General features: G+C 33.4%; 5 protein-coding genes. All 5 read right to left on the reverse strand.

All coding sequences use genetic code 11. The features are described from left to right. Nucleotides 1–8 precede the first annotated feature (8 nt). The 5 genes from ACNQF8_RS02305 to ACNQF8_RS02325 all read right to left on the reverse strand — a co-directional run bounded on the left by ACNQF8_RS02305 (nt 9) and on the right by ACNQF8_RS02325 (nt 13,889). Nucleotides 9–3,269 (reverse strand): VCBS repeat-containing protein, encoded by a 3,261-nt coding sequence (locus tag ACNQF8_RS02305; protein WP_417952825.1) that lies wholly within the window; start codon nt 3,267–3,269, stop codon nt 9–11. Next, on the reverse strand, nt 3,262–6,579 hold the full coding sequence (locus ACNQF8_RS02310) for a VCBS repeat-containing protein (RefSeq protein ID WP_417952826.1): 3,318 nt from the start codon (nt 6,577–6,579) through the stop codon (nt 3,262–3,264). The genes ACNQF8_RS02305 and ACNQF8_RS02310 overlap by 8 nt, the downstream gene beginning before the upstream one ends. Nucleotides 6,580–6,745: 166 nt before the next feature. Continuing rightward, nucleotides 6,746–8,266: a RagB/SusD family nutrient uptake outer membrane protein gene (locus ACNQF8_RS02315; protein ID WP_417950636.1), complete on the reverse strand. Its 1,521-nt coding sequence runs from the start codon at nt 8,264–8,266 to the stop codon at nt 6,746–6,748. A gap of 10 nt (nt 8,267–8,276) precedes the next feature. Beyond that, nucleotides 8,277–11,249 carry a SusC/RagA family TonB-linked outer membrane protein gene (locus ACNQF8_RS02320; protein WP_417950637.1) on the reverse strand — a complete coding sequence of 991 codons (2,973 nt, stop codon included), beginning with the start codon at nt 11,247–11,249 and terminating at the stop codon, nt 8,277–8,279. Between the two features lie 663 nt (nt 11,250–11,912). After that, complete coding sequence (locus tag ACNQF8_RS02325; RefSeq protein WP_417950638.1) at nt 11,913–13,889, reverse strand: glycosyl hydrolase family 95 catalytic domain-containing protein; 1,977 nt, start codon at nt 13,887–13,889, stop codon at nt 11,913–11,915. Nucleotides 13,890–13,958: the final 69 nt, after the last annotated feature.

The raw sequence follows: 13,958 nt of genomic DNA on the forward strand, positions 1-13,958 counted from the left end.
TCATTAAATTATTTTTTAACTGAAGGCATTTCATACAATTCCGCCTTCTTATTATTGATAGTAATCAACATATATTTCTTTCCATTGAAATTGACAATATCCAGGTGTCTAACTGCTTTTTGGGTCAAATCAATTCCTATTTGATTACCTAAAAATATGGTTTTATCATTCTTGATTAAAGCTCCTGAAAATCCGTCAAACCTACTGTGATAAGGAGAAACCCCAAAGTAATTTCCTGCTGCAAAAACTTCTTCTTTCGCATCTGAATCGAAATTAGATTTCAGAAAACTAGTAATAGGAGCGACTTGCATTTTATTCGAAAAAGGAACAAAAGTAAACTTCCCTTTATCATTTCTCAAATAGCCCGATTTCAAATTATGAACTTCGAACAACTTTCCTTTCTCCAGCATTTTTGGATCAAAAACTTCTTCAAGTGTTTTTCCTGCAAAGGATTTGTAACTATTGAATTTCTTTTTTAGCATCCCGCTGAATTGTTCCGCAAGTTCATCAAGACCTAATGTAGTGTAATATTGTCCTTTCTTTTCTATTGCCACAATTGTTTCAAAAGATCCGTTAGTATCAAAATCATCATAATACATTTTCATTGGAAAATCCTGTGAAGCTTTAAATTTAGAATTCATTCCCCAGTTTCCTACCAAATAATCTTGGTCACCATCATGATCTATATCAAAAGAAAGTACTGATTGCCACAATCCATTGCTTTTTTCTGGAAAAATGGTTGCTGTTACATCCGTAAATTTACCGTTTTTATTAGCAAAAAAAGTAGGTTTCATCCACTCACCCACTACAATTAAATCTATTTTTCCATCTTTATTAAAATCACTGAAAATAGCATCCGTTACCATCCCTATTTTCTCAAAAGTTTTGTTTTGAACAATAGTAAACACTCCTTTATTGTTGTTTAACAAATAACAATCTGGCATGCTTCCAAATCTATTATTAACTGAATTATTTCCAACAAAAATATCTAAATCACCATCTTTATCATAGTCAAAAGCCTTTACCACGGATGCATTTTGAGTCAACTTAGGCAACTGAGCATTCAGCAATTGATTGTTTGTATTTAAATATAAACGGTCTTGCAAATTAGATGCATTTTCACCTCCACCGGAAGCCACATATAAATCATTTGTTTTATCGTTATCGAAATCGCCTATAACAGCTGAAGCATCTTCAAAAACAGAATCCTTTTCAATTTCAGCTAGCCCTTTTTTAGAAAATCCGGTAGCATTTTGAAAATAAATTGCAGCTTTTTTACCTTTAGAGCCCCCAAAGAAAATATCCTCTTTACCATCACCATTCAAGTCACCAATTGCAGTAGCTGCACCACGATCAGTGCGTTGGTATGGAATTAATTTTTGGCTTAAAATATCAATAAAATCATTTTCCTGATGCACAAAGTCGATTCCTAAACCCGTTTCAAGCTTTTTGAAAATTGGCAAAACACTTGGATGCAATTTTTTATAATCAAAAGCTTTTCTATTTTGATTGGCTTTTATGGTAAGCGTTTGGCACGTTTTAACATTCTTTATTGTTTGATACGTTTTATCTGGCCAAATCACCACTAACGAATCTATCTTAGTTATTTTTCCATAACCAAAATGAATCATTGGTTCTGATGAAGACTGAAATCCTCTTGTTGTTTGCAGTTCCTTGAATTGTTTTTTCCCTTTTGAATAAGAAATTACTTTGGCTCCAACCCCAAAAGTGTTTTTTCCGGCAAACCTAAGTTTTAATTTTAAATAGTTTGATTTTGTATCTGTTTTATTAATGTAAACTGAAGCCGTAGCATTTGTATTATTGGTAATTACGTCTAAATCTCCATCATTATCAATATCTGCATAGCCACTACCATTTGAAATTATAGAATCATTTTCTATCCAATCACTTGAACGGTTTTTAAACTGTAAATCAGCTGCACCTTGAAAAACATAATTTGTCACATTTCCTTTTGGCATTCGCTTTAACGCTTCTTTATCCAATAACTTCGTCGTACTGATTTTGCTTTTTATTTGATCATTGGAATAGTATTTCACGTAATCCAAATCATTAGGTCGCTTAGGAATTCCGTTACTTACAAAAATATCCTGCTCTCCATCTTGATCATAATCACCAAATAAAGTGCTCCAACTCCAATCCGTCGCTGCTACACCGCTCAACAAAGCTGTTTCAGTGAAACCGCCTCCCGCTTGATTAAGCTGTAGCATATTTCTGGAGTACTGATAATGATAGCCTAGTTTTTCGGTTCTCATTTTTAGCATTTGCACGTTATCATCACCTAAAGAGGATTTTAAAACTTTTTCATCTTCAGGCAACATATCTAAACTCAAAATATCAGGAAAACCGTCATGATTTACATCTGCAACATCAACCCCCATTGAAAAACGACTGGTGTGTCCAAAATACTGCTTGAGACTTTCCGTAAAAGTTCCGTCCCCATTATTTAAATAGTAATAATCATCTTCGTGAAAATCATTCCCCACATAAATATCAGGATAACCATCTAGATTAAAATCAGAAACTGCCAATCCCAAACCATATCCATTAGCACCGCCAAAAATTCCTGCCTGCTCACTTACATCTACAAATTTTCCGTTATCATTTCGAAATAATTTATCCCCACATTCATAGCTTCTTTTATTTCTAATGTCCGCATTTCCAAAAGATGACTCAGAGTGTACGGCGTGATTCAATAAATACATGTCTAAATCCCCATCTAAATCATAATCAAAAAACGCTACCGAAGAGCTATAATTATCTAAATCTAAACTGTATTCAGCTGCGCTTTCGGTAAACGTGTTATCCTTGTTATTGATAAACAATTCATTTTGACCTTCAAATCCATTAATCCCAACGACCGCACAAACATAAATATCTAAATATCCATCTCCATTTACGTCAGCCATAACGGTACCGGCGTTCCAGTCACTTTGTCCTTCTACTCCGGCTTTTGCTGAAATGTCTTCAAATTTATTTTTCCCTTTATTCAAGTACAATTTATTTTTTCCTTGATTAGAAGTAAAATAAACATCCACCAAACCATCATTATTGATGTCACCAAGAGCTACACCTCCGCCATTATAATAATAGAGATAATCTAAAATAGAGATGTTTTTGGACTCAACTAATTCGTTATTGAAAGTAATATTGCTTTCATCAGAAGACAATTTTTCAAACAATTGTCCTTCTTTTTTGGAACAACCCATAAAGAGCAATGAAGCCAGTCCTATTCTGAAAAAATTATTCATGGCGTGTAAATATTTTAGGAGTATTATCATTAACAACAGCTATAATTGAAACCGTTTTATTTTTGTCTTTTACTATTTTCATTTGTTTCACTTCCCCTTTTATGAAGAAACCTGTTTTATTATAGGGCAACCAGGAAAAAGTTCCACTTTTGCTTCCTAAAAGCACACTGCCATAATTAGAATCCAGTCGGGAGAATTGTGGTTTGAATTCGTATTGATTTCCACCTAAAATTAAATCCAAAATTCCATCATTATTCACGTCCATTGTAGTAATGGTGTTTACACAAGAAAATTGAACTTCTTTTGGAAGTGCTTTTATCTCAAACTTACCATTTCCTTTGTTGATTGCAATAACACTTTCTTGAATATTCACTGTCCTTTGAATCGAATTATCAACTACTTCCTTCGCAAATAATTCCTGAAATGTTTTCTTGGAATAATCTGCATAGCTCAAGTTTTTCTTCTTAATCGAAGGAATTTGTTTGGCCAATTCTTGTTTTAGATTTATTGGTAAATCTTTACCTTCAATAGAACGGGTTGCAATTTGTTCAATAGTTCCATTATTATCAAAATCATTGGTAAACAATTTCATCGGATTTGTATTGGTCGCTTTGTAGGTTGTATTAGTTCCTTTATTCCCCAGAATCAAATCTTTTTTACCGTCTTTGTTCAAGTCAACACAACTAACGGCATTCCAAAAACCAAGATACCCCTTAAGATTAGATTTGAATTCTACTAATCGGCGTCCATTGTTTTTAAAAATCATAGGTGCCGTCCAATCTCCCACTAATATTAAATCTTTTTTGGAATCGTTATCAATATCTTCCCAAACCGCATCTGTTATCATTCCAACTGCATTAATTTTAAATGCTTTTTTATCAGTTACATTGGTAAAATTTCCTTTTCCATCATTTTCCAATAACAAATGTTTAGGATCAATTCCATAAACACCCAGAACGCTTCGGCTTCCTATGAATACATCAATATCGCCATCATTATCAAAATCATTTGGCGCTATTACTGAAACGTTATTATTTGTTGTTGGCATATTAGTTTTGCTTTTTACAAAAACTCCTTTACCGTTATTCAAATACAGACGGTTTTTATAATTAGCCTGATCAGATTTTTCGTTTCCACCGGAACCTACTATTAAATCGATGTCTCCATCATTATCAGCATCAAAAAAACTGGCAGCAGTATCTTCAAAAGTTGCATCTGCCTCTAAGTTTTTTTGGTCTGTAACTGAATAATTACCATTCCCTTTATTTAAATATATTTTACCGGATTGCCCTTTGGCTCCGCCAATAAATACATCCTCATTCCCATCACCATTTAAATCAGCAACTGCGAGTGAAGGCCCTTCTTGAGAAAGCATTTTGGAGATTAATCCTTCGTGATCAAAATCGACATAATTATTTTCTTTGTGTGCTGAGAAAATTGTTTTCTTTTCAGCAAACAATGGTTTTGGCTTGTCATTTTTAGGAACATAATCTACTTTAGCATTGTTAATGTTCAAATTTAAAGTGCTATTATTGGTGATTTTTTTAATTGTTTGAGATTTACCATTTGGCCAAATTACTTGCAATGAATCAATTTTTTTGGTTCCAATACCAAAAGTCATTACATAATCGATAGAAGATTGAAAACCTCTTGAAGGAATTAATTCTTGTCTAAGAATTTCTTTGCCAGAGAATAATTCCACAACACTTCCAACAGCAAACTTGTTTTGATTGTCTCCTTTTAGTTTTACCTTAACGTAATGATTTTTCTTGTTTTTCTCTGAATTATTTCGATAAACAAAAGATTCCATGTTGACATTATTAACAATCAAATCTAAATCCCCGTCATTATCTAAGTCCCCGTACGCGGCACCGTTAGAAAAACTTGGAGTATCTAATCCCCATTTAATAGCTTCATTGCTAAAAGTCAGGTTTTTATTATTCTTGAAGGCGTAATTTGGTATTGGTGTGCTTGGCATTTTACTGATAATAGTCTGGATTTCTTCTTTTTTACCAGTAACCACCATTTTCTGCATGAACTCATTCGCAAAAAAATCAACAAAATCTTGATTAGTTAAATCGTTATAAATTCCGTTACAAACGTAGATATCTTTATAACCATCATTGTCCATATCAAATAATAAAGCGCCCCAACTCCAGTCAGTTTTAGCAACGCCGGCATGATTTGCTATTTCAAGGAATTGATTATCACCATTGTTTATTTGCAATGTATTTTGCATGTATTGGTAGTAGAAATCCAGATTTACTTTCCTAGTAAATAAATCATAGTTTTCAAAATTTGTAGTCGTTTTTAAGCGTTCGTCCGGTTCAGGTAACATATCTGTTACAAAAATATCGGCTTTCCCGTCATTGTTGACATCTGCCATATCAGCTCCCATTGAGGATTGACTAATGTGTGAGGTCCATCCCTGAATTTGTTCGGTAAAGGTTCCGTTTTTATTATTTATGTATAAATAGTCTCTTTCATAAAAATCATTCGAAATGTAAATATCCGGATACAAATCCCCGTTTACATCTCCTACAGTAACTCCAAGACCAAAACCTATTAAACTACCATATATTCCTGATTTCTCACTTACATCAACAAATTTTCCGTTATCATTACGCAATAGCTTATCACCTCCACCTTTCAGAATTTCCGCTACATCCCAATCTTTATCTCTTAAGTCTCTTTTGTTAGAATAATTAAGACTACTTACCGGGATAAAACTGTTGTTCAGAATATATACATCTAAATCGCCATCTTTATCATAATCAAAAAAAGCTGCATGGGTTGTGATTCCAGTATCAGCTAGATTATATTCATCTGCTTTTTCGGTAAAAGTATTATTGCCATTATTTATAAAAAGTTCATTTTTTTGTTGATTACCCAGACTATTTCCTGCATTACATACATAAATATCAAGTAACCCATCGGCATTTAAATCAACCATTACAACACCGGTTGACCAGGTTTTGGTTCCTTCAACACCAGCTTTTTTAGAAATATCCTCGAATTTAAAATTTCCTTTATTTAAGTAGAGTTTATTGGTTCCAAGATTTGAAGTAAAATATACATCTGAAAGACCATCATTGTTGATATCTCCAAGAGCGACACCGCCACCATTATAAAAATTTCTGTATTTGAATATGTTCATGTCTGCGCCATTTTTAACTTCATTTAGGAAATTAATTCCGGTTTCTGAAGCATCCAATTTGGAGAATAAGGCATCTTTATTTTCTGAGTTTTCTTTGGAACAATTGACAAAAAGAAGAATTAAAATAGAAAAGAAAATAGAACGAGTAAACATATTATATGCAGTATTTAGTTATGACATTTAAAAGGAAAGAAAGGCCTAATTTATATAATATTCAGTAAATAAAATAAAGAATTGAGTTAAAATTAAAAAAATAAAGAGGGCAATACTATTGCCCTCTTTATAACTAACTCAAAAATATAATAATAATTTAAAAAATCTAGTAACCAGGGTTTTGAGCAAGGTTTGCATTAAATAATGCATCTGCTGGTATAGGAAACAATACATATCTATTATCCGACACATAAGGTTTCAATTCTCTTGCAGCTAGGAAAGTTCCAAAACGAATCATATCATTTCTTCTCCATCCTTCTAACCACAATTCTTTACCTCTTTCTTTGTAAATTCCATCTAAAGTAGTTGGAAAAACACCAGCTTGTCCAGATCTAGATACTATGGTTGCCAATTTAGCAACATCATTTGTACCAGCACCACCTCTAGCTATTGCTTCTGCTTTCATCATTAAAGCATCCGAATATCTCATGAATACAAAGTCATTATTAGGGGCACCAAGATTAGCAGCATCTGGAATATATTTTTGCATTCTAATCCCTGCCGTTTCAAGAGTTGCTCCACTAGTAATCAAAGTAACTGCAGAAGTATAAAACAATGGATTTCCATTTCTATCTTTCAATGCAACAGTACCTCCTGGTTTGTACATTTGACCTACCTGAAGACCTACTGGATTACCAAAAGCAGCAATTATAGCTGGATCAGCATTTTTTATACGTCTATCATTTGGATTAAACTTATTGTAATATTCTGCTACTGTAGAGAAACCATTCCATCCATCAGGAGTCTGATTATAGTGCATAGACATTCTCCAATGGTATTGAATTCCACCACCTGCACCACCTTGAATATTTTTAGAAGAAAGTAAAATCTCTGGCGATGTATTGTTAGTAGGCTTGAAGTTATCCCAATAATCAGCAGATAATGAACTATTAATTGCATCAACATTAGTAACAACTTTAGTCATATCTGCAGCAGCAAAAGTATAAGGTCCAGCAGGAGTAGTTGCAGTAAATACTCCTTTGTTCAAGTATAATTTAGCTAACAAAAAGTGAGCCGCATCTTTATTTGCTATACTTGCATCTCCAGCAGTTCTTGCAGGCAATGAACCTACAATAGCTTCTAATTCACTAATTACAAATTCTGTTGCTTCAGTTCTAGTCCAAACTTTAGGATCATCTGTTAATGGAGATCCAGCTTCTCTATATGGCGCTTGTCCAAATAAATCGATTACATTATAGTAATAAAATGCTCTTAAGAAACGAGCTTCAGCTATTTGTGAACCTGAACCATTTTCAATAACTAAGTTACAGTTGTATACTTGAGATAATAAAGCATTCCAAGCATTTCTAACTTCATTATGATCAGGAGCCCAAGTATGTACGTGGATTTGTCTCCAAGTGGCATTATCATCCCAGTCACCTCCACGTGTTGGTCCAACTAATGCATCAGATGACATTTCGTCTAAAGCAAACATTTGCCCTTGCGTTTGAAAGCCTCTTAAACCTTCATAAGAACTAGTTAAAAGTGAAGCAGCGTTTACTGTTCCTCCACCAGTATTAGATATAACTACACCATCTAATACTTCTTCATCTAGATTAGTACAACTTACACCTAATACAATAGTACTAGTTAATAAGATGCCTTTTATAATATTAATTCTTTTCATCGTTTTTTAATTAAAATGTTACGTTAAGACCTACAGATACACTTTTATCTCTTGGATATGATAAATATTCCATACCTGCTGAAGGAACACCGTTCAATGATTTATCAGTATCTACCTCTGGATCTGTTCCTGAATAACCCGTGATTATAAATAAATTAGAAGCATTTACATATAATCTTGCAGTAGACATTTTAAGTTTATCTAAAATAGCTCCTTTAACTGTATAACCAAAAGTTAAGTTACCCATTCTCAAGAAATCTCCTTTTTCTAAGTATTTAGTAGAAGGTGAATTTGGATCTCCTTGCGCTTGAGCAGATGTAGCTGCTTCTTGAGTTACGTTTCTACCACCTAAGAAAGCTCCTTTAAAGAAATAAGCATTCGTTGTGTTGTTGTAGATGTAATGTCCAAAAGCACCATAGAATGAAGCTCCTAAATCAAAATTCTTGTAAGTAAAGTTTGTATTGAAACCAACATTGATTTTTGGTAAAGGTTGTTTGTCTAATAATATTTTAGCTGCTGTACCTAAACCAGTATCATTTCCTGCTGCATCAGCATAAATTGAATTTCCAGTTGCATCATATCCTCTCCACTCATACATGTAATAAGAATAAATTGGCTTGTCATTTGTAATAACTTGTGCATAAGCTCCTGATAAACCTTGACCGTTAATTCCACCTGTAGAAATAAACCCAGCAAAATTTGTCATTTTATTAGCTAAGAATGAAGCATTTCCAGAAACATCCCAAGTAAAATCTTCTTTCTCAATCACTTTATAGCTTAAAGAAACTTCAAAACCTTTATTGATTAAGTTTCCTGGTAAGTTTTTGAAACGTGGAGATGGAGGACCTGGTTGCGTTGCAGCAGCAGGAACTGGGAAGATTAAATCTTTAGTATCTTTTTGGAAATAATCAACTGTACCAGTCAATCTGTTATTGAATAATTCAAAATCAGCACCTACTCCATAAGATCTAGTAGTTTCCCACTTCAAATCAGCATTTGCATTACTATCTACATTCAAACTTCCGTTTAGACCATAAGCACCTCTTGAAATAGCCGAGTTAGGTGCAAATTCTTGGTTACCTGTTTTACCAAAGTTTCCTCTAATTTTGAAATCATTTACAATTCCTTCTTTGTTTTCAACTACTTTGTAAGCGATACCTGCAGATGGAAAATAATCGTACTTGTTATTAACTCCTAATTTAGTAGAACCATCAGAACGTAACGTTCCAGTAAGAATTAACTTATTGAATAGAGTAGCATTTACTCTTGCAAAATAAGACTGTAATTCTGATCTGTTTCTATAAGAAAACACTCTGAATTCATTTTGAAGACCACCTTCAATATTGTCAATTAAGTTAGTTTGAGCCATATCATACCCTTTACCTATTGCAACATGTCCATCTGCAGTATAGTCATAATAAGAATAACCAACTAAAGCATCTAAATTAAAATTATCACTAAAGTCATTGTTATAATTCAATGTGTGCTCAAAAGTTTTATTAAATTTATTTTGAGAATTAATTGATGCTTGACCATACTTAACATCTGTAGATCCAGGAACTGAAGCTTGTGCCACATTCTGAATATCCATAGTTGGTAACAATTGACTTTTTCTACTAGAAGTAGAACTTTCAATACCAAATAAGAATTGGTATTTCAATTTACTGTTAATTTTCCAAGTAGTATTGATGCTTCCTAAAAATTTATTAGTGTTTGTAAAATCTTTATACGAATTCAACAATTGAACTGGATTCAAATACGTATTACTAACTACATTATACGTACCATCAGCTTTATAGATAGGTAAAGTTGGATTCCAGTACAAAGAAGTACCAATGATGTTTCCAATATAACCAGCATCGTTAGACAAGATAGTAGTATCATCTTTCAATGAAGCATACATAATTCTTTCTTCTACTTTCAAAGCCCCTCCAAAGAAGTCATTTGAGTTATAAACTGTAGCTGAATATTTATCTAAACCTGTGTTTTTAACGATACCATCTGTATTAGATGCACCCAAAGAGATTCTTGTATTAGAATTCTCAGTTGATTTTGTAAAAGACAAATCGTGATTCATAGAAAAACCTTTTTGCAAAACAGCATCTTTCCAGTTGTAACTTCTTGATCCTTTATCATCACCTCCTGCAGCAACGAATTGCTCCGGAGTCATTACATCAAAATCACCTGCCATTTTACTAAATGTCACAGAAGAACTGTATGCTAATTGTGGTACTTTAGATTTTCCTTTTTTAGTTGTAATCACAATTACCCCATTAGCTCCACGAGAACCGTAAATAGCTGTAGAAGAAGCATCTTTCAATACACTGATACTTTCAATATCATTTTGATTAACGAAATTCAAAGGGTTTCTTGCAGAAGAAGCACCTAATAAATTATCACCACCACCAGAAACGTTTCCTCCATCTAATGGTACACCATCAATAACGATAAGTGGTCCATTACCTGAACGAATAGAAGTATTTCCACGAACTCTAATTGCAACTCCACCTCCTGGCTCCCCACTTGATTGTGTTACTTGTACACCTGCTACTTTACCTCTCAATAATTGAGCAGGCGAAGGAGATGCTACATTGTCAAAATCTTTTGCTCCAATTTGATCAACTGCACCAGTTGCATCTTTCTTTCTAACTGAACCGTAGCCAATAACTACAACTTCTTTTAATTCAGCTGAGTCTTCTTTTAATACTACATTAACTGTGCTTTTTCCTGCTACATTTACCTCTTGAGTTTTAAGACCAATGTAACTAAAAACTAAAACTGCGTTTGAGCCAACATTCTTGATAGTAAATTTTCCATCGAAATCAGTTTGCGCTCCATTTGTTGTTCCTTTAACTAAGATAGAAGCCCCTGGAAGCGGACCGCTAGCATCAGATACAGTTCCAGACACATCTTGCGAATATGTCAAACTTGTACATAGCATCGTTAGAAACACCATCAAGCCTTTAATTAGACTATTTTTCATACGTAATAAATAAGTTGGTTAATAATTTGTTTTAATGGTTTGTTTAAATATTAAGTTCAAACATAATTATAATTTTATGATAATATTAAGATTTTACTAAACTATAACGTTTTCGTTGTGCCGAAAACGTTTTCGATTTTAAAATTAATCCTTTAAAAAATTAATACTAAAATTATAATAAACATAAAAAAAAGGCAATAAAAAAACCATTATTGTATTATTTACGCTTTTACAACGAAAAATCATTGCGTTTTAATCAAAAAAAGAGCCTAATAAGAAAGAACATTGCGAATTATTTAAAGCAATGTCGTTTTTTGCTCTAAATCAACAATCTGAATTTGACTAAATAAATATACCTCAAAACATTTGGCTAAAAAAACCACATCTGCTTTATTTTCCATTTCATAACTCTAACAAAATAGTAATCTAACAAAAACACATTAACATAAAGATTTAGATACACTAACAATATATTTTATGCAAAATATCAATCTGTTTTACATTGCATCAAGTTCACAAACACATTTAAAAATTTAGTTTGTTTATGCCATGCCTTGATTACAATCCATAAAAGGGAATAAAAAAGCCACGGATACAGCAATTAAATCTATTACAAACAGATTGAATCCTGTATTCGTGGCAAAAAAAAAATTCTTTAACGTATTATTTTATGACAATGGTTTTATTGTCAGCACCAATTCCAACAATCTTTAACGATTTCCATTGTTTTGGCAACAATCCTTTATTGTATTTCAATCCAAGGTCTGTTTGTTCCACTCCACCAAAACCATAAATAACAGCTTGAAGCATCGCTCCTGCCCCCGTAGCAAAATATGGATTATTACTATTTGCTGATTCCGAAAACACACCAAAAGGCGGGCGGCTATTTGGTAAATAGGATTTTACAAAATAACTATAGGCTTTTTCTCTATCTCCTAAACGGGCATACAGCACCGATAAAACTCCAGAAGCCATTGCTGGACCATCTTTTTTATCTATTTTTTCTGCGTAGTATTCTAAATCTTTTTCAATTTGGGCTTTGTCTGTGATTATGTGTAAAGGATAGGCTAACAAATTTACATCGGCTTGTTTTATCATTTGCCCCTGATACCCTTTATAATTTTGAGTAATCCCATTCTCTTTGTGAATGACTAATTTCTCCGACACTTCAATCCATTTCGGGTTAATCGGTTCGTTCAAAATTGTTGCCGCTTTAATTGTATTTTTCAAAGACTCAATAGCTGATGCATTTGTAAAGGCATTATCATCGATATGTTGTGCATATTCATCAGCACCAACTACATTTAAAATAGAGAAACTTCCATCCAGATTTTTAACTACACGACTTACCCAAAAATCTGCAGTTTCTTTTAGAACTGCCCATTCTTTTCTCAACCAGGATTTATCTTGTGTATAGCTGTAATAATTCCAAAATGCGATTGAAACATCCGCCGTGATATGTTGTTCAAAAATTCCAGTCAAGGCCCAAGTTGGAGTTGCTTCTTCACCCGTATCATCAGACTCCCAAGGATACATCGCTCCTTTATATCCATAAATAAAGGCTTTTTGTTTTGCTTTTTGCAAACGATCTGAACGATAATCCAAACATGATTTTGCCATATCCGGTTGCAGTGCTAAAAGTGTTGGATACATCCATAGTTCGGTGTCCCAAAAAATATGTCCGTTATAACCTTGCGAGGACAATCCCATAGGGGCAATACTTTGTCTGGTTTCAGGACGGATGTACGAATATAAATTATACAATGCAAAACGAACGCGTTGCTGCGCATCCAGATCACCTTCAATTTGTATGTCGCCCGTATTCCATAACTCAGCCCATGCTTGTTTATGGCGGTTCAATAATTTATCAATTCCTTCTTGTAAAGCATAAATGGGCTGTCTTTCGGATTCATTCAAAGGATCCGTAACATCTTTTGAAGTGCAAATTCCTCCTGCAACTGCAAAACGGTATTTTTTACCCTTAACTAATTTTTTAGTAAAACCAACTTCATTTCCGGTTTGCTTTAAGGTTTCGGATAGCCCGTCAAAAAGAAATGTAGTTGAAGCCGCTACCGTATATTTCCCAGTTAGCGTTTTAGCTGTTGTTCCAAAAACTGGCATTAAATATTGATTATCCTTCAAAACCCTAAACTGACTTTTAGCATCTTTCAATTCGTCAGGAACAACCATATAATTGTTAGCCGTAATTTCTATATCCTTAGTAGGAATGATTTCGACAATTGCCATCGCTGAAAAAGGAATAGCTCTATTGGCTAAAATCGTGTAATTAATAGTCGCCAAATCTTTAAATGAAAATGAAGTGGTACTCGTCCCTTCTTTCATAGAAACTACTTGGCTCCAGTTATCAATATTGTCTGATTTAATTTCTTGATTATTTATATTCAAGTGCAGATTCAAAAACTCAATTCCTCGAACTATTCTACTGATTCCATTTTCGGGACTACCATCGTAAACGCCATTCAGAATAATTTCTTTTGTTTTTAAAGGCGTATCGTCTGTAACAATTCCTATTTGACCGTTGGCCATGGCAACACCATAATAATTTTCCCTGGAATTTGCGAATAAGTGCCACTCATCTGATTTGCTTTGGCTAAAAACGACTGTAGTTAGTAAGAGCATAAACAACAAACTTTTAACTTTTGAAACCATAGTTTAATTTTTTAATAATATTTCCAAACTTATATATTT

The organism is Flavobacterium labens, from assembly GCF_048286755.1.
In the GTDB taxonomy this organism is placed as follows: Bacteria; Bacteroidota; Bacteroidia; order Flavobacteriales; family Flavobacteriaceae; genus Flavobacterium.

Coding starts and splice junctions, on each gene's coding strand:
- ACNQF8_RS02315 (WP_417950636.1), bottom strand. CDS start 8,266: ATGAAAAGAATTAATATTATAAAAGGCATCTTATTAACTAGTACTATT.
- ACNQF8_RS02320 (WP_417950637.1), bottom strand. CDS start 11,249: ATGAAAAATAGTCTAATTAAAGGCTTGATGGTGTTTCTAACGATGCTA.
- ACNQF8_RS02310 (WP_417952826.1), bottom strand. CDS start 6,579: ATGTTTACTCGTTCTATTTTCTTTTCTATTTTAATTCTTCTTTTTGTC.
- ACNQF8_RS02305 (WP_417952825.1), bottom strand. CDS start 3,269: ATGAATAATTTTTTCAGAATAGGACTGGCTTCATTGCTCTTTATGGGT.
- ACNQF8_RS02325 (WP_417950638.1), bottom strand. CDS start 13,889: ATGCTCTTACTAACTACAGTCGTTTTTAGCCAAAGCAAATCAGATGAG.